Source organism: Paraglaciecola sp. QJM3NY_14 (genome assembly GCF_056173245.1).
Window position 1 is genome coordinate 3,172,445 of record NZ_CM149664.1, and the last position, 23,496, is coordinate 3,195,940.

Below are 23,496 nucleotides of genomic sequence, written 5' to 3' on the forward strand. Positions count from 1 at the left end.
AGAGCCTAAGGTTTTAAACTAAAACTAAGTAATTGATGGTGCGCAGTGACAAAAACACGAGTTTGATCTGCGTTGAAGGCTAAATTGGCCGAAATACTTGGCATGTGCACTTTTGCCAGCAACGTACCTTGGGGATCAAACAGCCAAATACCGCTAGGCCCAGTGGCGAACACAATTCCACTGCGGTGTACTTTGAGGCCATCAGGTAAACCATGGCTGGCATCTGATTGCACCGGTGATTGGTGAAACAATTTCCTGTTATGCACCCCGCCCTCATCATCTATTGAATACGCGTACCAAGCCGGTTTTTTAGGGTTAGAGGCTGCCACATACAGGGTTTTCTCATCTGGCGCCAAGGCAATGCCATTAGGGTAAACCAGTGTTTTGTCTAGCAGAGTCAACTCACCTTTCGGGCTAAGGGCGTATACCCCTTGAAAGTCCAGCTCTTTAGCCGGATCGTCCAATTGCTTAGGCAAACCATAGGGAGGATCGGTGAAATACAGCGTGCCCTGCACGCCGCCTTTACTGTTGTCCTTTGTACCGCCCTCTGTGCTGTGTTTCGTGCTGAGTTTCATGCTGTCTTTAGTGCTTCTCTGCGCTTTAAAGACACCGTCATTTGGGCTGTTGAGCACTTGACCTTGATAGTGACGCGTCAGAATAATGAAGTCATCAGCAGGAAACGTCTGTTGGCGCTCCTGTGGCTTCTGGGCCTTTGCTGGCTGCTTTAGGTTATGTGACTTTGCTCGCGGCGCTGCTTGCTCAGCACCTGAGGCAATTAAAGAGCCTCGCCACTTAGCTATTTGACGCGAGCGAGATTGCATAAGGACCAATTCATTTTGCGCGTTGATAAGCAAACCATTTGAAAAACCACTGTGGGAGATAAATTCACTTACCCCCTGCCCATTTTTGTAGCGATAAACCTTGTGAGTGGGAATATCTGAAAACAAAAGCGCTTGGTCTTCTTCCCACCACACTGGCCCTTCTACCCATTCAAAACCTGTGGCTAGGGTGTTTATCTTGGCGCTTGTATCTAGAATACTCAGTACTGACGGGTCGAATATTTCATAGGCTCCCATGCGTATCGGCGCACTCTGTGAGGCATTGTGTGCCTTATTTTCAAAGGTATTGTGTGCATTTTTGTTGCTGACCAAGCTGCGTTCAGTGTTATTAACAAGGGACTTCGACGCTGAGCAACCACATAGAGTCATCATCATGGCCGTGCTGAGCGCCAGCGCCTGTACTTTATGGTTACTTAGGCTGTGCATCGCCAAAACGCCTCGTGTAAATATTTGCGTTAACCGCTTTGGCGGCATCAACTAATGGCTGGTATGGCGTATCGGTGACACTCACAAACCCAACGTTATAGTTTTCACCGTCGTAAGCCCTGCCCGTTAAGGGCGAGTCAATATATTGAAACCAATGCGCCCCGACAAAATACGGGTTATCAATGACACTATTGATATATTCTTGGTATTTTTTGCCTCTATCCGCCTGAGAAGCGCTGTGGATAAGGCCTGGGTTGAGTAGCCCTGAGTCCAATGCGCCATTGTGGAACTCGCCGATAATACTCGGCTTGTCGATTTTTGCTAAGAAGCCCCAAGCTTGGTCGGTTATGGCTTCTTTATAGTAGTTGTAGCTAACCACGTCAGCGTATTTTGCCGCGGCGTTGCGAATTTCGTCCGTCATGCCCCAATCTGCAAAACGCGCTCCCATGTACATGTGATTTGGCATGGCTTGCTCTACAGCATCGTGCACTACCGCAAAGTATTTCTCGGCGTACAGGCTGAGCATGGCTGATAAGTCTTCGATAATAGGGTCGTTAAACCTGGTCAGTGTTATGCCAGTGGCCACATCATCCCAAGTACGAATTTGCGTATTCCATTTGCCGTTTAGCTCGGCAATGTCTGAGTACTTGTTCTTTAAATACGTGACGAATTGCGCTTTGGTTGGGCTGTCTTTGGCATCAACTTCAAGGGTGTGAATAACAATGCCATACTGGCCTTCAATCGAGCCCTCTTGTCCCCAACTTTTTTCATTGTCGATAAACACCCCCACACACCAAGGGTTGTTTTGTACTTCTTGGGCAATCTTGTTGGCAGTCACCATTGCCCGTTGTTTAAAAACGGGATCGAATGGGTCCGGCAATGGACTCCAGTAGTCATTACCGCTACTCACGGTTTTGTAATCACCGATTATCCAACCATTGGCGAAATACGGAATACGATTAAGCTGATAAAAGCTCGGGTCAATCCAGTTACCAAAGGAGGTAAATCCCCAATCGAGCATTCTGTCCACTGTGGTATCGCGCCACTTAGGCATGAACTCCTTGGGGTCGTTACTGGCGTATTTGCGCGCTAGGTTAGCGCTATAAAAGCTGTACGTTTCACCTTTATCTACTACCCCAGTGTGCACTTCTCGTCGATAGCCAAAATGTTCGGCTAATGGCTCATCAACGCTAGGCAACCATGTGAACATATTTGCACGTAGTTCTGAGGTCACATGACGACTTGGCCACGCTGCTTTTGGTGCCCTGTTTAAACCAATGGAATCTTCTGGGGTAAAGTCGCCCTGGGCGCGCTGCTTAATAAACTGACTGTCAAAGTCATACCCAGTAATGGTAGAGGTATTAGACATACGCACGTTGGCGATACCGTTTGAGAAAAACAGGTACCCTTGTGGGTCAACTAAGGTCCATTTCCCTTGGTATTTTTCGGTTCGAAAATACCCTGTTGCTGCGAGCTTTGGCCCATCAGCCCAGCCATTGAATTTCGATCGCCCTTTTGGTACGTCGTGGGTGAACGCATTTTGCTCTTTGGCATTGAGAGCCCTCAGCTGTTCCACCGTATCAATTTTATTGGTGAACTCAAGTTTATCGTTTTGACCGAACTCGTCGACTAAACCCACAAGATAGTTTTGATCTATTTTCTGCGGTTTGATAAGACGTGGGTTATCCACAATCAAGTGTTTGTCTTCTGGCACGCCTCGAACATCGAATTCGATACTTTTTACTTGGCTCAAATCAATTTTCTTAGTGCCATAGCGCCAAATCATTGGGGTAAATTCAGTTTGCCAATTATTAGGATTAGAGCGAATACCGGTTTCAATAGACAGGGCTGGGTCGTTTAGCGCCATAAAATAAGTATCTTGGGAGTGGCCAGGTACAGCAAAGCTACGATTATGGGATTGCCCTGTGGCGTCTTTGACTGACACATACAGATGGGTTGAAGATTGGCTGGGATTCTCGATTTCGATTGCAAAGGCGAATTGACCTTCGTGGCTCCAATCCCAAGGCGAATCAGGAATAAAACTAAAGCCTGCGCTTTTATGCTCTTTGGCGTGTAAATCGATAGCCAGTTTTTGTTCACCATCAACATCAACCACGTGCATATCCGCCGCGGTGAGTGTTACGTCTTGCATGTCAGTCACCCCTGCAAAATCCCAAGGCAACACATTTTGTTGTGTTTGTTTGGTTGCGGCATCGCTTGGCGTTGCCACACTGTTATTTGTAACTTGGTTGTTATTGCAGCCTGCAAGTGCGGTGACTGCCAGAGCGATAGCACTAAGGATAAAGCCTGCGCTTTTTGGCGATGTATTCATTGTGCTGCCTCAAGTGGGTAATTTTCTAAAGTTGCGACTATGGCGCGTACCTTTGCGGTAAGTGCATGCGCCTCTTTTTCATTCTTAACGGGCGATGCCAGTGCACCACCTATGCCTATTCCCGCAGCGCCGCTTTGCATCCAGGTCTCAAAGTTATGCTCATTAATGCCCCCTACAGGAAAGAAAATCGTGTCTAAGAAGGGTCCCTTGGCCAAATCTTTCAAATATCCGGGACCCATTGCCCCCGCAGGAAATAGTTTGACGATATCCGCCTTGGCTTGCGTGGCATTCACCACATCAGTGGGCGTTAACGCGCCCATGACCACAGGCACATTTAGTTTATGGGCGCGTTGCACCACATCAATACTGGTATTAGGCGTGACCAAGAACTGCGCCCCCGCTTTTATGGCTTGATCCACAAGAGCGACATCGGTGATGGTCCCTGCCCCTACCAACATATTCGGGTAACGCGCCCGAGCTTGGGTAATCGCGTTTTGGTACCCTGGCGTATTGCTGGTTATTTCGACTGCCCCCACACCCGCATCATGCATACAGGCGATAATTGGGGGAATATCCATAGGGTCTTTAACACGGATGATGACCACGAGCTTTCCTGTAATAAGTCGTTGGCGGATATCTTCTCGGATAATGGAATTTAATTGGCTTTCGTGGGGACTCGACATGTTCGTTCTCACTTACGTTAATTGTATTTACTACGCGCGTTTCTGGCTTATTCCGCGCTTATAAAGCGTACTTTGCTAAATTGGACACATAATCTAGGTATCAGCGAATAATGTGACCCGACATATTGCCATTAGCCACAGTCATAATTTCAGCTTCACTTAACCAGTTTTGATCCCCATAACAGGTATGTGCCAGGGCAAATGCGGCGTTAGCAAACTGTACAGTTTTGTCTGTTTCCCAGTGTTGTTGTACGCCATGGAGTATGCCTGCAGCGAATGCGTCCCCCGTACCTAACCGGTCGAGAATATCCACTGTGATATCTGTTGAAGCAGTCACATCAGCGCCACGTAGGTAAAAGCCGCGCAGAGCGTTTTGATTAGCGCTGTGATGAATACGTTGGGTAATGGCGGCATCGACGCCGAATTGATCAAACAGGTAAACTCCGATCTCATGGGCACCTGCTACACTGTCGTTTGATTTGGGCACGAAATCGAATACATCTTGCATCACGCCCGCATTACCAAAAGCCAATGTGCTATGGGTGAGAATTTGACTAAAGTAGTCTCTCGCTAGGCTGCTGTCTTGCCATAAGCTACGGCGATAATTCAAATCAAAACTCACCGTTAAGCCCATTTTTCTTGCAATGGTCGCGGCTTTTATACTTTCTACAGCGCACTGCTTTGATAGCGCAGGTAAAATACCACTTAGGTGAAAATGGGTTTGGTCACTGAAAATGGCTGACCAATCAAATTCGTTATGGTTTATCTGCGATATGGCAGAATAGGCTCTGTCGTAAACCACTCTTGAAGGTCTAATTGAACTGCCTAATTCAATAAAATAAGTGCCGATACGTTCGCCACCGCGCAAGGTATGTTTAGTGCCAATACCATACTGGCGCAGCGAGGCTATTGCATGATCGGCTAATGCGTTATTAGGCAATTTCGTCACAAATTCACACTGGTTGCCTAATCGGGCCAACGAGCTGGCCACGTTACTTTCCGCACCAGCGAAATCAACGTTAAGCTCTTTGGCGACGATAAGTTGCTGTTGCGGCTGGGAAGGAGTAAGTCGCAGCATGAGTTCTCCAAAAAAAACCAAGCTCATTGTGCTCCTCCTGATGAGGTGGATTGTGGGCTTACTTCTTGCGCAGCAGGCAATATTTCATCGTTCTCATCTGTATTTGGTACTTGAATTTGCTCGACTTTACCCACTAAGAAGATGTAGGAGCACAAGCCAATCAAGGCGAGACATGCGACCAATACCAAGGCCGGCCTGAAGTCACCGTCTTTGGCTAGGTACCCTATCGCAATAGGAACAGTGACAGCAGACAAGCCGCCGATAAAGTTAAAGCAACCGCCCACTAGGCCAACCATATGTTTCGGCGCGATGAGCGAGACAAACACCCAATTAATGGATGCCAAGCCGTTACCAAAAAACGTGACCGACAAGAAGAACGTGACCCACTGGGTGCTCTCAACGTAGTTGGCAAAAATAACCGAACTGGATAGCAGTAAGCCTAGGATAATTGGGGTTTTGCGGGCGACCTCGTTCGATACGCCTTTTCGCACTAACCAATCAGATACAAAACCCGAAAGCAGAACGCCACAAAAAGCCGCTAAAAATGGGATCGATGCCACAAAGCCAGTGTTTAATTCACTTAACCCGCGATACTCAGCCAAATAGGTCGGAAACCAAGTTAAAAAGAAAATGAGCGTGCCCCCTAAGCAGAACTGACCTATATAGATGCCCCATAGTTTGCGACTGGAAAAAGCGATTTTAAGGTTGCTCCAGCTTGCTGATGCCTGTGCTTGTGATTTGACTGGAGCCTTAGCTACTTGCGCCTGAGTATGCGCTTTTATTGCCTCTTGGCTGTTGATGTTTTCTTCGTCATCGTGCTCTGGCGCAGGATCCCGGTACAGTAAATACCACACGCCAGCCCATAAAATACCTATACCACCGGAGATAAAAAACAAGCCTCGCCAGCCAAACCACTGTTGAATAATGGCAAGTACCGGCATTAAGAACGCCAAACCTATAAATTGGCCTGAGGTATAGACGGCAATCGCCCCTGCTCTTTCTTGCTCAGCAAACCACTGCGTCACTATTTTATTGTTCGCGGGATAAGAAGGTGCTTCAAAAAAGCCAATCGCCATTCGACAACCAACAATAGCTGCAAAGCTACTTAGCAAACCTTGTACTATGGTTGCCGCTGACCAAGCGACTAAAATCACCGGATACAAAATACGAATACGCACAGAATCGACTAACATGCCGCCGGGAATTTGCATGATGGAGTACGTCCACGCGAATGCTGAGAAGATGATCCCCATTTGCACCTTGGTGAGTTCTAAATCGTCAGAGATCGCTTGGGCGGCAACGGATATATTAGTGCGATCCATATAGTTGATCACCACACTTAAGAAAATCAGCGCTAATACGCCAAATTTGCTTTTGCTCTTTCTGGAAGCTGCATTGCTTTTCATCTGTTGTATCGTTGTCATTTTATCTACTCGCTTACCAGTTGGTGTATGAGCCGTCAGGCTTGATTAAACGCGGTGGCTCCCAGAATTTGAATGCATCTTTAGGAATAGCCGACTCGTTCACATCAATGCCCAAACCTGGGCGATCGCAGACCTCAAACGTATTACTTGATACTTTAGGGCGATGGCTAAAAATCTCGTCGTACATGTCTAGCTCCCCGTCGTAAGGGGCAATTTCGAGCCAATTTAGATTGGCCAGTGCAGCGCAATAATGCACGGATGCGGCAGTACATATAGGACTTAGGGGGTTGTGCGGCATCATATCTATGTAGCGGGTTTCGCACATAGCGGCGATTTTCATGGCTTCACTAAAGCCCCCCGCATTGCAAATATCGATACGCGCAAAGTTGGTCAAGGCGGAGTCCACATAAGGTGCAAAGTCCCATTTGCTCGAGAACTCTTCACCGATGGCGAAGGGAACATCTACCAAGGCCCGTAAATTTTGATAGCTGATTAAAGATTGGTCTCGAATAGGCTCTTCGATGAAATCCAACGTACCTGTGGGCATACGTTGACAAAATGACGCGGTTTCAGCCACGGTTAACCTGTGGTGATAATCAATACCTAATACGGTTTCATTGCCCAACACCTCACGGGCTTTACTCAACCAAGTTGCCGCTTTGGCGATAGATTTACGTGCATCGAAAACCTCGGTTTTACCCGCTGAGCCATGCTCCCCTGTGGTAGCACGAATAGCCTGCCAGCCTTGAGCCTTAAGCTGGCTAACGTGCTCAATAAATTCATCGCCAAAGTCCAACGTAGAGGTGACAAATAACGGTATTCGCTGACGTTGTTTGCCCCCTAGCAATTGATAAACAGGTACATTAAGGTACTTTCCGCAAACGTCATGTAAAGCAATATCGATAGCCGATATTGCCGCCGCTAACACTCTGCCCCCTTCAAAATACTGGCTACGGTACATCTCTTGCCACAAGGCATTTATATTCAGAGCAGATTGGCCAATCAAGAAATGTTTAAAGTGTTCTATCGCACCGATGACGGCTTGTTCGCGCCCTGATAAACCGGATTCTCCCCAGCCATAAATACCTTGATCGGTTTCAACTTTCACTAAACAAACATTGCGAAAGCCCAGCCAAAAACCGTAAGTTTTAATATTGGTAATTTTCATGCTGATAACTCGCTTAGCTGCTCGGTGATCACGCTTGACCAATACTCGCCCCCACTGATCACATGCTTGGTTAAGGCACGCACGGCTGATTCATCGTCTCGTGCGTTGAGTAAATATAAAATATGATCGTGCTCTTTTAACGTGGCGTTAAAGCGCTCTTGGCAGACAGGTAAATCACCATGCAAGGCTTGTAAAATAAGCTTTTTGTTCTTCCATAAACGCAGTGCACTGGCGTTATAGTGATGACGATACATCTCCCAATGAAATGCAGTATCAAGATCACGCAGGCCCGCTGAGTCTGTAACAGCAAGCGTTTTAAGCTGGGCTTGTATCTCTGCTAATCGAGTTAGGCTTTCCTGTGAACAATGGTTGGCATACCAAGACAAAAAATACGGTTCTAGCAATTGCAATATTTCAAACACTTCACGCATGGTGGCGTATTCAAATGCTGCCACTCTGGCGCCACTGTTTTTCTGAGACGTGACAAACCCCTCTCCTTCAAGCTGCTTAAGTGCCTCGCGCACAGGGTTTATGCTGGTGTTGTAACAACTTGCTAGCTGCGTGGTGACTAATCGGTCGCCACTGACGAGTTTTCCCATGGCTATGTCAGCCAATATTCGATTGTAAATACTCTGTTCACCTTGCAATAAAATGCGCATACCAAGGTTTAATTCAGGTGCTTGTTCGTTCATGGAAAATCCAAATTACACATAAAATTCAGGAAAAGTGGTTGCGAATATCTCTAACTCACTTTTCTTTATCGTGATTACACATTCTACAAATTTCGCCATATTGTCAACAATTAACTTTAAATTTATTAACAATAACAGTACAGAGGAAGAAGGAAAGTAAATCAATCTGCATGGTAGATAAGACGGTTCATGCAGGGATGGGAAACACTAATAGTCCGTTTTAAAAGGATTAATTAATGGAATAGGCGCACTAGGGTCTGATAAGATAAGGGCCGTTTTAGTGATATGAATAATTGACTTCTTATGAAAATAATTTCTTTTAACATCAATGGTATACGTGCCCGCCTTCATCAACTTCAGGCATTAATCGACAAACACCAGCCTGATATTATCGGCTTACAAGAAATCAAAGTGCACAACGATATGTTTCCAGTAGCAGACGTAGAAGCGATGGGCTACAACGTCTATTTTCACGGTCAGAAAGCCCACTACGGTGTGGCGATGCTTTGCAAAAAAGAGCCGACAGATGTGCAATATGGCTTTCCCACTGATGATGAAGATGCTCAGCGTCGTATGATCATGGTCAGCTACCCTATGCCTAACGGTGAAACGGTGCGCGTGCTAAACGGTTACTTTCCCCAAGGTGAAAACCGTTCACACGAAACCAAATTTCCTGCCAAGCGCAAGTACTACGAAGATTTATCAACTTATTTAAATACTCATCACACGCCTGACGACAACGTCATCGTGATGGGCGATGTGAATATTTCCCACACAGATCTAGACATTGGTATCGGCGAGCCAAATCGCAAGCGTTGGTTGCAAACCGGCAAATGCAGCTTCTTACCGGAAGAGCGCGTGTGGTTGAATGATTTAATTGACTGGGGCTTTACTGACGGCTTTCGTACTTTAAACCCAGAAACAAATGAGCACTTCAGCTGGTTTGATTATCGTTCTAAAGGCTTTTTAGACAATCGGGGGTTACGTATTGACCTTATTCTTGCCACCAAGAAATTACACGAATCCCTAACAGATGCGGGGATAGATTATGAATTACGTGGTATCGAGAAGCCGTCTGATCATGCGCCAATTTGGGCTGAGTTCAAAGCTTAGGTGAGGAATAAAGAGTGCTAGATTATACCACCAATATCCAGTACCTCGCATGGGTGGGATATGCAGTCTGTTTAATGGCCGTTGTGCGTTTTTTGCCTTTGAGCAGTTTAGTTAAAGACAAGAAGATCCAGCACTTGGTTTTCGGTTGTGCCGCCAGTGTATTTTTTCTGTGGATATTTCAAACGGGTATCTATCCTGGCCTTCAGGTGCATTTTTTATGGTTGACCGCATTGATGTTAGTGCTTGGTTTTCGTTGGGCAGTGGTCAGTTCGTTTTTAGCCTTGCTCGGCGTTACCCTAGTCGGCGAAGAAAGCTGGCGCATGTTTGGGGTAAATGGCCTGCTTGGCGTACTTGCTCCGTTAGGCATGAGTTATTTGATTTATAGCTTTGTGTTCCACAAATTATCCCGTCATGTGTTCGTGTACATTTTTCTATGTGCATTCTTACCGGGCGCATTAATGATGGCATTTAAAATGTACTTATTAGGCGGGTATTTTTATCTCGATGGGCAATATGATTGGCACACCATTCATGATAATTACTTAGTACTGATTTGGCTGCTCTTGTTTCCTGAGGGGATGTTAAACGGTATGACAATGACCCTAATGGTTATTTACAAACCCCATTGGGCCTATACATTTTACGAAAAATTCTATATTCATAATAAATAGCCCTCTGCCTCAGTAAGTTACTTTTGGGCAACACAGAGTCAGATAAAAAAGCGCCACTACATAATAATGCAGTGGCGCTTTTTTTAGGAACGTAAATTTTAACTAAAGCGTTATTTTTACTGCCCTAAACGCTCTACCATGGCTTTGCCAACAGCACCGGCTGATGCTGGGTTTTGCCCCGTGATCACGCGGTCTTGCTTAACCACGTATTCACCCCATGGAGCGATTTTGGCATACTGCCCAGCGCGTCTTGTTAGCGCCTCTTCCAGCAAGAAAGGGATTTTATTGATGGTGTCATACTCAACTTCTTCTTCACGGGTGAAGCCTGTAACCATGATGTCTTCTATTAGGTATTTGCCGTTAGATAATTTAATCGGCAGTAACCCTGCTGGGCCGTGACAGACTGCGCCTACAACTGCACCCGCTTCAAAGATAGAGGCGGTTAACTTAGCCACATTTTCATCATCTGCTAAATCAGAGAGCAGACCGAAGCCACCAGGATAGAATACCGCGTCGTAATCAGCTGGGTTTACGTCACTGGCTTTTTTGGTATTGCTTAACTTGTTAGCTAAATCTTCGCTTTTGAACACGTCGCTGTTAATTTTGTCATCTTCCATGTCTACACCGTATACAGGGGCTTCACCGCCTTTAATCGACACTAAATCATAGCGATATCCGGCTTCAAGAAAGGCATGTAATGCATGGGTTAGCTCAGGAGAAAACGTGCCGTTAGCTTCATCAGTGGTTCCTAGCGTGGCATGGTTAGTCAAAATAATAAGTACATTTTTCATTGGTAACTCCTAGCGTTGAAATAAATCAGTTTTTACGATGAACAGAGTGTAGCCCTTTGGCATATGTTTGATAATCCCGATAATTGACAAATCATTATTGCAAATATGCAATAATGATTTATTTACAATGTATCTTTGTCAGGGTTATATGAATATAAGCTTCAATGGGATCATCGAATTTGTAGCTGTGGCTGAAACCCACGGTTTTTCAGCCGCCGCACGCAAGTTGGGCGTGAATGTGTCACACATCAGTCGCAAAGTGGCGGCCTTAGAAAAAGAGCTTGGGGTAAGTTTACTGGCACGTAGTACTCGAACGGTGCGCTTGACTGATGCCGGTCAAGCGTATTTTGCTCGTTGCCAAGAATTGGTGTATGGCTTACAGGAAGCCAACGAAACCGTATTAGACAAACAGGTTGAGTTAAGTGGTGTGTTGAAAGTCTCTGCGGCGGGCGAATTCGCGGAGCAACACATTGCCCCGTTACTGATTGAATTTGGCCAATTGCACCCTAAACTCACCATTGAAATGGATTTTAATTCGCAGATGGTCAATTTTGTTGATGACGCATTTGATTTCTCCATTCGCTATGGTCCCATGAAAGACTCTAGCTTAATTGCCCGTAAACTGACCAATCGCTCATTAGTGGCAGCCGCCAGTAAGCACTATCTCGAGGTTAACGGCACACCCGCGCACCCCAATGGACTGACTTCGCATCAATGCTTGATGACCAATAATTCAACCTGGTTTTTCGACAATCAGGGTAAACCACTTGAAGTAAAACTAGATGCAAGATGGCGCTCTAACAGCGTGCGCAGTGTGGTACTCGCATGTGAAAGAGGCTTGGGCATCGCTTACCTGCCACGCTCAAGTTTTGGTGATGCACTGAAACGTGGCTCGGTGGTTCCTATATTAGCGCCCTTCTGGAATCGCGAAATAGCCACTTGGATTGTGTACGCAAACCGGAATTTTTTGCCTGCAAAGGCACGTCTTGCGATCAACTTCTTACTTGAAAAATTCGAGCACTGGCAAGAATAATCCCTCTTGGAAGTGCATAACGCGCTAAGAGAACATTCCATAAGAGCACTCCATGAGAAAACTCTACGAGGAACATTCCAAGAGGGATTTATACCCACATTAAGCTGTAGCAGCTCATATCTGATCTGACAGTTTTGGTGAATAGGTTTGGACTTCATCTGACGGACAGCTATGAGCGATTAGCAGTAATTGGTTTCGTTGTCTTTGAACGACGGTTGAGACAGAGAGCGGACATTCAACGCTTTGAATATGGGGGTTTTAGGAGCGCCTTAACAGCGAGTAAAATTCCCACCATGGTGTTTTTGTTAGCTTTAAGCTGCACACTGAACCCTTTGTAGCAAGCCTTCCTTAGTTAATAGTTGGCTACCATTACGCGAATTAATTAATAGCTCTTTATCATTGATTTTCCACGACGTTTTAGGTGCCCCAACTAAACCAAATAGCTTTATTAAGTTGGGTTTTCCATCCTCAAACGAGACTAAATATATACTGCCTGAATCGGAATACATGTGAGCTAAACCGCTTGTAATCACATAACCGAAGTCAAATTTATAGATATCTTCAACGTTAATTTCTGCAACCTTGATAGCCTTATTATTTTTATTAACAAAAATAAGCTCGCCACCAAATTCCCCTCTATTTGAACCAGCCAGAATGCCGTTAGGTATCTGGTATTGAATATACGGAACTATTTTCTGCTTTAATATGTAATGCGTATTATCTGTACCAAAGTTCCGCTCAATAGAAGAAAATTTATATAAAGACACCCATGATAAAAATGGTCAATTTTCAGAAAATTTATATAAAGACACCCATGATAAAAATGGTCAATTTTCAGGGCTGAACTAGACTTGATGTGTGTTTCATTTTTGTCAGGTCTATGGATTATGCCTCAACCTCGAAAAAGCCAAATTAGTTTAATCGATACGCCCTATTACCATTGTGTATCCCGCTGTGTGCGGCGTTCTTTCTTGTGTGGAATAGATAAATACTCTGGTCAGAGTTACGAGCACCGCCGTGGTTGGGTAGAAGAGCGTTTGTTGTTTTTATCTTCTGTATTCGCCATAGATATTTGTGCCTATGCGGTCATGAATAATCACACGCATGTGGTGCTATGTGTGGATAAAACAATGGCTGCTCATTGGGCTAACGATGAAGTGTTGAGACGTTATCACAAACTGCACAGAGGCACTTTGCTGACTCAGAAGTTTATGAATGGCGATACGCTGAGCCAAAGCGAGCTAATCACCTTTGATGAGACCGTTGAAACCTATCGGCAACGTTTGTACGACATAAGCTGGTTTATGCGTGACTTAAATGAGTATATTGCTCGTGAAGCCAATAAAGAAGACGGCTGCACTGGTCGTTTCTGGGAGGGTCGATTTAAATCACAAGCCCTGTTAGATGAAAGTGCGGTGCTAGCGTGCATGGCCTATGTAGATTTAAACCCCATTCGCGCAAAAATAGCAGAAACACCTGAAACGTCAAAGCACACCAGTATCAAAAAGCGCATTCATGCCGCTAAAAACCAACAGTCACAACCCAGTGTTTTACTGCCCTTTGTCGGAAATCCTCGTGAAAATATCCCTCGAGGTATCGCTTACTCACTCAAAGACTATTGTGAATTGGTAGACACGACAGGCCGATGCATTCGTGATGATAAGGCCGGTCATATTGATAACACTCACAGCCCTATTCTACAAAGATTAGGCTTAGATGCTGCTCAATGGCTAACCTTAACCACGGAGTTCGAAAAATACTTCTGCTACGCTGCAGGCGCGGAGCAAATGATGAATGCATTCAAGCGCCATACCCATCATCAACGTCTGCGAGGAATGACCAAAGCGAGAGAGTTGTTAAGGCGCGCCTGAAACATCACAACTGACACATCTAATGTATCTCTTGTAGCATTGACGCTTGCCTAAAAATTGACCTTGCGCGCCATTTCCTTCCTCAACGCTCACTTTTCCAGTAAAAATCCCCAATCATTCAAATGAAAAGTACTTTAATGCTTGTTGAGGGGTATTCCCCCCTTCTAAGCAGAAGAGTTTTTGATACGATTCTAAAGATGGGTGTCTTTGTTAATGTTTGGGTGTCTTTGTTAATGTTTGTTAATGTGTTCTGAGAGAACATTCCAAGAGGGATTCATACCCACATTAAGCTCTAGCAGCTCATATCTGTTCTGACAGTTTTGGTGAATAGGTTTGGACTTCATCTGACGGTCAGCTATGAGCGATTAGGAGTAATTGGTTTCGTTGTCTTTGAACGACGGCTTGAGACAAAGAGCAGACGATCATTGATGAAACATCAGGCCACCGATTTGTGCCGGAAACGGACTGTCTCTTGTATAGCTGACGAAAGCTCAAGTCAGCAAATGTTAGAATGAATCACCCTGCTACCTATAGATCATCTAAGTTGTCAATATCAGGTAATATACGAGTTATCCTCGTTGATTTACCGTGCTGCTTGTCAATATAGCGATGTGATTCCAATCGCGTAAGATGCTCTCTGACTAGGGAGCGATTAATCTGTAGTTCTTTTGCCAAATCGCGCTCTGACGGTATTGTATCTCCGACATCAACTTGCAAATCTATAAGATGTTTGATGATCGTAACTAATGCAGGGTACTTTTCCATTGCCAAAAGTAAATCATTGTCGATTTCTACTTGCTTTATTTCTGCTACTGTATTTGGATCAACATCGCTGCCAAGTCGCTTTTCAGCTTCAGTAACAAAATGTCCAGGCCGGTACATAAGAAAGTTCGCTTCTGTTGCGAGATGAAACTCGGCTATTAACTCAGGCCTAGCTCCGAAGGTTATGTCATGCTCTTTTAACCACCAGTCTTCCTTTTGATCATCCGTTATAAAAATAACGTCACGCTTTTTACCTTTTGCCATATCTAATGTTTGTTGCCATAAAATTAAGTCACCATAGATCCTCATCTTCCCTGCAACATCACTTAAACCACCCTTTTTTATGTCCTTGTATCCGGGAGGCACAGAGCTTTTATAGCGAGCTTCACCGCGTTTAAAGAGTTCATTGAGTTCTGCTTCGCTAAACTGATTTCCGACATTATCTCTGAATATCTCAGCAAGCTTGTCTTTTATAGGATCATCATGGTAGCGTGACTTATAATTTCTCTCGCCCTCTGCTAATTCATCTGTAATTTCTGCAAATAGCTTTTCAAGACTTTCTTTCGTTTTTTCTCGTAGAAATGGATGTTCATTTTTATTATCGAACTTTCCTTTAAGTTCTCTCAATACCGAGTGAGTATCGGTATAGGCCTTCACCTGACTATGAATAACACCTGCACGGCCTTTTAAATATTCAGATGCGACCTGATGTGGCAACCAAATTCTGTTTTCGCTTTTTAGCTTAATTAAGATTTTTATTACATCATTTCGTGTGGTTTCAGAATAGCGATACAGATTCTGAAGCGTATTGGTGTCAAAAACAAATATTGCTTTTGACCAGATATTTTCCACAAGAGCATCTGAGAGCTTAAAATAGCCGGGAAACAATGCATCCATACTTTGTGACATATTTAGGTCTAACCTTTTTCTAATAGAAATTAATGGTAATACACTTTTCCTCTATTAACTACAGCTCTCGATTGGGCTTGCTTATAATCATTATTTCGCAGTTTCAACAGTTATTAAGAGGATATCGCTATAATTTGGGTCCTTAGATTTGAGTGTTTGCATAAGCAGCTATTAAAGTTGCAATGAGCCAACTCCCGCTTTACGTACAGAGCTGGCAGATTGTGTTAAGACTTATTCAATTAATGCTGGCACCCGCGTTAGCCGGTGCCAGCATTGATTTGACCACTGTTAGTATGCGCCAGCCGAGTAGGTTAATTCGTAGCTGTGACTGTAGATCTCTAAGATATTGCCGAACGGGTCTTCCATGTAGATCATGCGATAAGGCTTCTCACCTGGGTAATAATAACGTGGTTTTTCCATGCGCTTTTTACCACCTGCTGCGACAATGGCTTCTGCTAACTCTTCAAGATTTGGATCTTGAACGCAGAAATGGAACACGCCGGTTTTCCAATATTCAAAGTTGTCTGCTGGATCTTGTTGATTCGCAAACTCAAAGATTTCAACGCCGATTCTGTCACCCGTGGACAAATGCGCGATTTTAAATTTCTTCCAATTAGCACCGAATACATCAGTACACATTTCACCTATCGGACTGTCATCTTCAACGATAACAGTGGGTTTCATAATTAAGTACCAACCAAGAACCTGGGTGTAAAACGCTACTGCTTTTTCAACATCTGGCACCGAAATACCAATGTGAGAGAAGGTACGTGGATATGGGGTCGTCATAGTATTACTCCTAGGAGATGATGTTAATTCAATCCGGCGCGAAGCAATAATGCTTACTCGCCGCGTTTTAATTGATGGCTTATCAATCAAGTGACGCTACTGTACTCCCCATGTTAAAGTATGAAAAATTATGATTTAAAATTAAAATAAGTACATTTTGTAATGATAAATCCTGTTTGGTTAAAGACCTTTTGTACTCTTGCGGATATTGGGCACTTCACAAAAACGGCAGAGACGTTATTTATGACGCAGTCAGGGGTAAGCCAACAAATTAGAAAACTGGAAGAACAATTGGCCACTGCACTGCTGATCCGCGAGGGCAAGTCATTTACGTTAACGGATGCAGGCATGCGACTGCATGCGGATGGGCTTAAATTATTGCAAGCGGCGGTGCTACTTGAACAAAACGTGAAGCAAGACGAACCCTTTGTTGGACAAGTGCGTATTGCGACACCTGGCAGTGTGGGTTTAACCGTTTACCCTTTTTTATTAGATATTCAGGCTCTACATCCCGCCCTGCACATCAGCCACGCTTTCTCACCGAATAAAAGCATCGAGCGGGATATAGGGCTACGCCTATTTGATTTGGGTGTGATGACACAACCGAGCACCTCAGTTGACGTAATCACCGAAGCAATAGCCCAAGAAGCACTGGTTTTAGTCACCTCAAATGAGATAGAAACCCTCACCTGGCAGACACTGCGGCGCATAGGCTATATTGGCCATCCCGACGGCCATCAACATTGCCAAGCACTGTTACAAGCCAATTTTAGCCAGTTCGAGCACCCGTCTCAATTTCAAGAGAAGGGCTTTTCAAACCAAATTAGTTTAATACTCGAACCTGTCAGCCGCGGGTTTGGCTTCAGCGTGTTACCCCTGCATGCTGCACGGGCTTTTCACGCTCAAGAACGTATACGTATTCACAACCTTAAAATCCCCGTGAACGAGACATTATACTTATGCCGTCATACTCATGTTGTGCAAAGTAAACGGGCGCGCTTTATCGCACAGCAAATAAAGTTATTGCTTAAGCCTAAGCAACAAATAACGCCTGATGTATAGCAAAAAACATAATCGTCAGAATGCTCGCCTAGCGGCATCATGTTCAAATTAACAAATTAATAACAGGAACCGTTATGTTAAGAAAGTTCATGCTAAGAGGGCGTTTGAGGAACGAATTGATACTCAAGTTAAACCTGCTGAAACCTAATATGCTAACGATAAAACCTTGCTTGTTGGCACTCGCATTAGCGGCGACATCTACTGTAAGCCAGGTAGCTACAGCCGTGAGCTCAAATGACTCAGCCTTGAGCCTTAAAAATGAGGCAGTGGATCATAAAAACGAGGCTGTGAGCCAAACAAAAAGTCTGAAAGCCCATTTCAGTAAGCAGTTTTTAATGGGCAGTGCTATTAACGCACAGCAAGCTAAACGCACCGAACAAGACACTGATGCCTTAATCATCACCCAATTTAATACGATTACCCCTGAAAACGAATTAAAGTGGGAGCGCATTCATCCTAAGCCTGATGCTTATGACTTCTCTCTGTCCGATGAGTACGTAGATTTCGGCTTAGCCAATAATATGTTCATCATAGGGCACACGTTGGTTTGGCACAGCCAAACACCGGATTGGGTATTTGAAGACGCACAAGGTGAGCCGGTAACGAGAGAGGTGTTGTTAGCTCGCATGAAAGAGCACATTCACACCGTTGTGAGTCGCTACAAAGGCAAAATCAAAGGCTGGGATGTGGTCAATGAAGCGCTCAATGAAGATGGTAGCCTGCGGGATTCTAAGTGGCGGCAGATTATTGGCGATGACTTCATTGAAAAAGCCTTTACCTATACCCACGCTGCAGACCTAGATGCTAAATTGTATTACAACGATTGCAACTTATATAAACCAGAAAAAAGTGCCGGTGCAGCAAAACTAATCAAGTCATTACAAGACAAAGGGATCCCTGTTCACAGTGTCGGCTTACAAGGCCACTACTCGTTAACGCACCCTGCCTTAAATGAACTAGACGATGCATTAACGCTGTTTGCTTCCTTGGGAATTGAATCCATGATCACCGAGTTAGATGTATCCGTATTACCCTTTCCCAGTGAAGCTGAACAAGGGGCAGATATCAGCCAAGATTTAGCCTTAAACAAAGCCTTAAACCCCTACCCTGATGGGTTACCAGAAGCGCAGCAGGACGCATTAAGTGCTCGATACAAGGAGATATTTTCGGTATTTCTAACGCACCAAGACACGCTAACACGCGTTACGTTTTGGGGCGTGAATGATGCCAACAGTTGGCGTAACAACTGGCCAATGCGCGGGCGCACCGATTACCCGTTACTGTTTGATCGAAAGAATCAGCCTAAGCTTGTCTATCACACGTTAATGACTGCACCTCTTCCCTAACAGTCTGTTTCTAAGTGCAATGCAGCAACCTATTTTGCGCTTAATAGCTTACATTATTGATATAATTTATCGGCTGGGCACTGGATATACGCGATGCAGTGCCGTGACTCCCTAAATAAATTTCTCAAGCATGGCGTAGAGGTTTTCTTGGTCAACAGGCTTAGATAGGTATTCGCTCATGCCACTGGCAAAGCACTTATCACGCTCTTCTGATAATGCATTCGCGGTCAGCGCGATAATAGGAATAGTCGCAACATGAGACGAAAATTGCCTAATATGCTGGGTAGTTTGATATCCATCCATATTAGGCATCTGGCAATCCATCAAAATTAACGTGTATGGGTTCTCACTACTTAGTTCGTCTTCGAGTATGGCTAGCGCTTCAAGCCCATCATTAACGATGTCATAGGTTATTTGTCGCTGTTTAAGCATTTCACCAATCACCACTTGATTGATTTCATTGTCTTCAACTACCAATACATGTAGACCGCTTAGATCCCTACTTTGAGATACAGCCAGTTCGGGCTCAGCAGGATGCGCACTTTTGGCCATAATACCCACTTCAATTTGCGCCGAGAACACACTCCCTTCGTTCAGTACGCTTTTAACGCTGACATCCCCTGACATCAATTGGCAAAGCTTGCGTGTAATTGATAAGCCCAATCCTGTGCCACCGAATTTGCGCGTGGTAGACACATCGGCTTGGCTAAAAGGTGAAAATAATAGCGCTTGTTGCTCTTGTGTCATGCCTACCCCGGAGTCTTTTACAAAAATGGTCAATGTAGCCTTGCCTTTTTGCAGTAGCGTCAACTCTGTCGCAATGTTCACCTGCCCTTGATGGGTAAACTTAAGCGCATTTGACAGCAAATTAGCACAAATTTGCCGCAGCCTCGTAGGGTCGGTAATGATACTGGCGCCCTGGGTGTTTTCGAGTTGCTTAACCAATTGTATGGATTTTTCTTTTGCGTGTGGATTAAAGATATCAACACAATTATTGAGAACCTGATTCAGGTCGATAGGGACGGTTTCCAGTGCCAACTTACCAGAGTCAATTTTGGTAAAATCTAAGATGTCATTGATGATCCCTAGCAATGACGTGGCGCTGTCTTTGGCTAAGCCCAAAAACCGTCGTTGTTCATTATCCAAAGAAGAGGCGTCTAATATTTGCAACATGCCCAATACCCCGTTAATGGGCGTACGAATTTCATGACTCATGTTGGCTAAAAATAAACTGCGAGCTTCAAGCGCCAATGACAGTTCCTTGTGCCTGTGCTCCAGCTGTTCACGTGAATTGACTTGCTCAGTGATATCTTGAAACGCACCCACCAGCCGGACACATTTCCCCCCGTCTAATTCGGCTTTGCCCTTGACCGCCGCCCATTTGGGCGTCCCTTTTTGAGTGACAATTTCAAACTCACCAGAGAAATTGCCGCCGTGATCCATCAAGCGTCTGACGCATTGAGTAATACGGGTTTGATTCTCTCCTTCTTTGTAGAAATTTAATCCGTTGACTAAATCCGGTACAAAATCTTGATCGACCTCATGAATATCTTTCATCACCGAGGACCAATAAAGCTTCCCGTCAACAAGATCTAGCTCCCACGCCCCTACACCTGCAACTTGACCCATTTGTTCCAATATATCTTGCTGGCGCGCCATTAATTTTTGCTGTTCTTTTAACAACGCTAATTTCTCATGGCGGGCTATTTCGTTGCCAACCCAATGCGAAAGCAGTTCGATAAAACTTAGTTCTTCAGTGCTAAAAGGCTGATTGCGTGGGGCACTCGCTGAAAAATTTATCGTGCCGAAGCGTTTACCTTCAACCACAATTGGCGCACCGATATAACTTTCTAGCCCCAAATTAAGGTAGCAAGGATGCTGAGCAATATGACTTTGACCTGCGTGATAAAAAGACAGAGCTTGATTTGTGGCTAAAGTGTGTACGCAGTAAGTATCACCTAAGTCGAATGTGGTGCCACTAAGTAAATCATTTGCAGGTGAAATAGCGTAGGAGACAGTGTAAAGCTCGTCTTCAATGTGGCTAATAATGCCCATTTCTAACTGAAAGTAATCAACGCCTAATTGCAAAAGTGCAACCATTTTTTGCGAGTATGACAAGGCACTATCTGATGTTATTTCATACAGTTTTTGTAAGTTCTGCAACGCAATTTCTCTCAGTTATTAAGTGCACTTTTTCAATCCCTAAAACAACATCCTTGATGCAAAGGCACGTGTGATGTGACTATATCCTGTCACTCATCATTCGCAAAGTTGAGCCTTCGCTAAAACCCTCTTCTCGCCTCTATTTCATTCGCTTATTTTTGCCGATTATTCATCCTGTAGCAGCCAATTAACCTAGTTCAACTGTCTTTCACAGTGTAAATGCGTTAAATCACCTTCATTATTCGTTACGAGCCTTTATCTTGTGCAGTACTAACAAAGATACTCAAACACCTCAGGCGTAATCGTTTAGCAGCAAAAGATAATCATCAAGTAAAAGCGGTTTTGCGAGAAAGTAACCTTGAACATAATTGCATGAGACTGAACGCAAGTAATCTAACTGCCCTTGGGTCTCGACCCCTTCCCCTACCGTGACTAAATTATAGGACTGGGCGATTGACATGATCGCGTTCACCATAGGCAAGTGTGAAGCGTGCTCGCTGTCGATATCAGCCACGAAAGTACGGTCTATTTTCAAGCAATCTACTGGGTAGGCCAATAGTTGATTAAACCCCGTGTAGCCTGTTCCAAAGTCATCTAAGGCTAAATTAACCCCTAATTTTTTAAGCTCTTTTAATATGCTTAAACTCGTCTCACCGGCTTCAATTAAGCTAGTTTCGGTGATTTCCAACTCAATATACTCAGAGTGTATTTGGTATTTATGCATGAGCTTTTTTAACTGCTTCGGAAAGCTGCTGTTGAGTAGCTCAATGGCTGAAATATTAATGCAAAAGACTGGGCACGAACGACCAGGTGTCAGAAAATGCATTTGCATAGCGGCGAAGCTAGTCTCTACCACCCATAAATCAATGTTTTGGATGATGCCAAATTCTTCCGCAATAGGAATAAAAACATCCGGAGTAACCCCTTGCATGGCGTCTGACTCACAGCGAATAAGCACCTCAACGCGTCTAGGTTTTAAATCGGAACAACTGAATATGGGCATAAACCTGAGTGAGAAATCTTGGTTTATCAGTGCATTTTTTAAATTTTCAGCAATGGATTTTTTTAGATAGATCGCAGAAGCGAGGCTATCATCAAACACCTTGAATCGCCCTTTTCCTTGCTCTTTTGCACAGCGCATCGCAGAGTCTGCTTGAGACAGTAGCGCTTTAAAAGATGCTTTTTTATCACTGGAATACGCTAGACCAAGACTAATACCAACCTTAACCTCGCAGCCGCTAACGGGGATTGGGTCAATCAATTGCTGACCGATTCTACGACTGACTTGTATCGCTTTTTCTTTGTCACAATCAGTAATTGTCAGAACAAATTCATCACCCGCTAACCTAGCGAACGAGTAGCGCCCCTCAAAGTTCATTTCGCTTATGATCAGCTTAACCTTTTGGCAAATTGCTACCAGAAGTTCGTCGCCAATGGGGTGGCCGTAGGTATCGTTTATCTTTTTAAAGTCGTCAACGTCAAAATAAAATAAGCTTATCGTATGGTGCTCAACGATATGTTTGAACTCTTTTCGGACTTTTAAAATCATTCCTCGCCGGTTCAACAAACCGGTGAGCGGATCGGTACTCGATATTTTTTTGAGATTATTTTTCTGCCTGATGGTCAGCAGTACTATGACCATAAAGAGTAAGAGTAAAATCAATCTAAGCAGCTCAGGCTCTGTTATCGCTTCCCCTGACATGCTCAAACTGTGCACCGTTAATACGTAGTCACCGAGTTCCTTCGCTTCATCAATGACCAGCTCAATAGAAACGATGTTTGAGATATCGACATGAGATTGCTCATACCCTATACCTCTTTCTCTTTTCCACCACTGGGCAACGAACAGCGCTTTGCTAGGTACATTTAAGGTGGTGCTTTCGTCCCCCAGTTCAAATTCGATGGTGTTAAATTTATCGCTAATATCAATGTGTGGTAATGAATAAGCAGGGCTATTGTTTCTTAAATAAAGTTTAATGTTTTCTTTGCCTGAAGGGCTTTTTAATGTGGCGACTATTTCAACAGATTGATAGTTTGAAAGATCGAGCCCTTGAGAAAAATGATTTCTCGGGCTGTAGTTAAGTTTTAATAAACAAAGGGAGTAAGCACTGATATCAGAAAGTTCGCAGGCGATGGCGATTGAATGATCGCCAGTATGCAACTCGCTGCGCATGCCGCCTTCATGTTGATGCTCCATAGCCACCAGGGTGTCTGGGGAAAGTAAATCGAGTGAAACATCCATTAACCCCAAGCGGTGGGCAGTTAACGCCAGTAACGAACACATTACAAAAGCAATGATGGCCTGAGATTTAAAGTCTCGAAAAACGCCTAGAGTCATATTTTA

The 23,496-nt window shown here is 44.4% G+C and carries 19 protein-coding genes; 6 read left to right on the forward strand and 13 right to left on the reverse strand.

Annotated elements, in window-relative coordinates:
- Positions 1 to 5 precede the first annotated feature (5 nt).
- From AC0VYA_RS13425 to AC0VYA_RS13455, 7 genes are all read right to left on the reverse strand, one after another.
- A complete protein-coding gene (locus AC0VYA_RS13425; protein ID WP_475488600.1) occupies positions 6 to 1,265 on the reverse strand; it encodes an SMP-30/gluconolactonase/LRE family protein in 1,260 nt (419 codons plus the stop codon).
- Positions 1,249 to 3,597 (reverse strand): agarase, encoded by a 2,349-nt coding sequence (locus tag AC0VYA_RS13430; RefSeq protein WP_475488601.1) that lies wholly within the window; start codon positions 3,595 to 3,597, stop codon positions 1,249 to 1,251. The genes AC0VYA_RS13425 and AC0VYA_RS13430 overlap by 17 nt, the downstream gene beginning before the upstream one ends.
- Complete coding sequence (locus tag AC0VYA_RS13435) at positions 3,594 to 4,280, reverse strand: bifunctional 4-hydroxy-2-oxoglutarate aldolase/2-dehydro-3-deoxy-phosphogluconate aldolase (RefSeq protein WP_475488602.1); 687 nt, start codon at positions 4,278 to 4,280, stop codon at positions 3,594 to 3,596. The genes AC0VYA_RS13430 and AC0VYA_RS13435 overlap by 4 nt, the downstream gene beginning before the upstream one ends.
- A gap of 100 nt (positions 4,281 to 4,380) precedes the next feature.
- Positions 4,381 to 5,385, reverse strand: a complete 1,005-nt coding sequence (locus tag AC0VYA_RS13440; RefSeq protein ID WP_475488603.1) for a PfkB family carbohydrate kinase — start codon at positions 5,383 to 5,385, stop codon at positions 4,381 to 4,383.
- A complete protein-coding gene (locus tag AC0VYA_RS13445; RefSeq protein ID WP_475488604.1) occupies positions 5,382 to 6,782 on the reverse strand; it encodes an MFS transporter in 1,401 nt (466 codons plus the stop codon). Before AC0VYA_RS13445 ends, AC0VYA_RS13440 begins: the two co-directional genes overlap by 4 nt.
- A gap of 13 nt (positions 6,783 to 6,795) precedes the next feature.
- Positions 6,796 to 7,950 (reverse strand): mandelate racemase/muconate lactonizing enzyme family protein, encoded by a 1,155-nt coding sequence (locus AC0VYA_RS13450; RefSeq protein WP_475488605.1) that lies wholly within the window; start codon positions 7,948 to 7,950, stop codon positions 6,796 to 6,798.
- Positions 7,947 to 8,642: a GntR family transcriptional regulator gene (locus AC0VYA_RS13455; RefSeq protein WP_011575423.1), complete on the reverse strand. Its 696-nt coding sequence runs from the start codon at positions 8,640 to 8,642 to the stop codon at positions 7,947 to 7,949. Before AC0VYA_RS13455 ends, AC0VYA_RS13450 begins: the two co-directional genes overlap by 4 nt.
- A 303-nt stretch (positions 8,643 to 8,945) precedes the next feature.
- Here AC0VYA_RS13455 and xthA point away from each other — a divergent pair, with 303 nt between their 5' ends.
- Complete coding sequence (gene xthA, locus AC0VYA_RS13460) at positions 8,946 to 9,755, forward strand: exodeoxyribonuclease III (protein ID WP_011575424.1); 810 nt, start codon at positions 8,946 to 8,948, stop codon at positions 9,753 to 9,755.
- Positions 9,756 to 9,769: 14 nt separating this feature from the next.
- Positions 9,770 to 10,426, forward strand: a complete 657-nt coding sequence (locus AC0VYA_RS13465; RefSeq protein WP_011575425.1) for an energy-coupling factor ABC transporter permease — start codon at positions 9,770 to 9,772, stop codon at positions 10,424 to 10,426.
- Positions 10,427 to 10,542: 116 nt separating this feature from the next.
- On the opposite strand, the gene AC0VYA_RS13470 is transcribed toward AC0VYA_RS13465, so the two are convergent.
- Entirely contained in the window at positions 10,543 to 11,217 is a 675-nt protein-coding gene (locus AC0VYA_RS13470) for a type 1 glutamine amidotransferase domain-containing protein (protein WP_475488606.1), read from the reverse strand.
- 148 nt (positions 11,218 to 11,365) lie between these two features.
- Between AC0VYA_RS13470 and AC0VYA_RS13475 the strand changes: the two genes are divergently transcribed.
- The gene (locus tag AC0VYA_RS13475) at positions 11,366 to 12,250 is read left to right on the forward strand and encodes a LysR family transcriptional regulator (RefSeq protein ID WP_475488607.1); all 885 of its coding nucleotides are present in this window, start codon (positions 11,366 to 11,368) and stop codon (positions 12,248 to 12,250) included.
- Positions 12,251 to 12,561: 311 nt separating this feature from the next.
- Here the strand turns inward: AC0VYA_RS13475 and AC0VYA_RS13480 are convergent, their stop codons facing one another.
- The gene (locus AC0VYA_RS13480; protein WP_475488608.1) at positions 12,562 to 13,017 is read right to left on the reverse strand and encodes a hypothetical protein; all 456 of its coding nucleotides are present in this window, start codon (positions 13,015 to 13,017) and stop codon (positions 12,562 to 12,564) included.
- Positions 13,018 to 13,137: 120 nt separating this feature from the next.
- Between AC0VYA_RS13480 and AC0VYA_RS13485 the strand changes: the two genes are divergently transcribed.
- Positions 13,138 to 14,121 (forward strand): transposase, encoded by a 984-nt coding sequence (locus AC0VYA_RS13485; RefSeq protein ID WP_475488609.1) that lies wholly within the window; start codon positions 13,138 to 13,140, stop codon positions 14,119 to 14,121.
- 528 nt (positions 14,122 to 14,649) lie between these two features.
- Here the strand turns inward: AC0VYA_RS13485 and AC0VYA_RS13490 are convergent.
- Together AC0VYA_RS13490 and AC0VYA_RS13495 are read right to left on the reverse strand one after the other, a co-directional pair.
- The gene (locus AC0VYA_RS13490) at positions 14,650 to 15,792 is read right to left on the reverse strand and encodes a PIN-like domain-containing protein (RefSeq protein WP_475488610.1); all 1,143 of its coding nucleotides are present in this window, start codon (positions 15,790 to 15,792) and stop codon (positions 14,650 to 14,652) included.
- A gap of 288 nt (positions 15,793 to 16,080) precedes the next feature.
- Positions 16,081 to 16,581, reverse strand: a complete 501-nt coding sequence (locus tag AC0VYA_RS13495) for a lactoylglutathione lyase family protein (protein WP_473474725.1) — start codon at positions 16,579 to 16,581, stop codon at positions 16,081 to 16,083.
- A gap of 162 nt (positions 16,582 to 16,743) precedes the next feature.
- Here AC0VYA_RS13495 and AC0VYA_RS13500 point away from each other — a divergent pair, with 162 nt between their 5' ends.
- Positions 16,744 to 17,643 (forward strand): LysR family transcriptional regulator, encoded by a 900-nt coding sequence (locus AC0VYA_RS13500; RefSeq protein ID WP_475488611.1) that lies wholly within the window; start codon positions 16,744 to 16,746, stop codon positions 17,641 to 17,643.
- A 74-nt stretch (positions 17,644 to 17,717) separates the two neighbouring features.
- Positions 17,718 to 18,989 carry an endo-1,4-beta-xylanase gene (locus tag AC0VYA_RS13505; protein WP_475488612.1) on the forward strand — a complete coding sequence of 424 codons (1,272 nt, stop codon included), beginning with the start codon at positions 17,718 to 17,720 and terminating at the stop codon, positions 18,987 to 18,989.
- Between the two features lie 111 nt (positions 18,990 to 19,100).
- On the opposite strand, the gene AC0VYA_RS13510 is transcribed toward AC0VYA_RS13505, so the two are convergent.
- Both AC0VYA_RS13510 and AC0VYA_RS13515 read right to left on the reverse strand, forming a co-directional pair.
- Positions 19,101 to 21,152, reverse strand: a complete 2,052-nt coding sequence (locus AC0VYA_RS13510) for a GAF domain-containing hybrid sensor histidine kinase/response regulator (RefSeq protein ID WP_475488613.1) — start codon at positions 21,150 to 21,152, stop codon at positions 19,101 to 19,103.
- A gap of 292 nt (positions 21,153 to 21,444) precedes the next feature.
- The gene (locus AC0VYA_RS13515; RefSeq protein ID WP_475488614.1) at positions 21,445 to 23,490 is read right to left on the reverse strand and encodes a putative bifunctional diguanylate cyclase/phosphodiesterase; all 2,046 of its coding nucleotides are present in this window, start codon (positions 23,488 to 23,490) and stop codon (positions 21,445 to 21,447) included.
- Positions 23,491 to 23,496 lie beyond the last annotated feature (6 nt).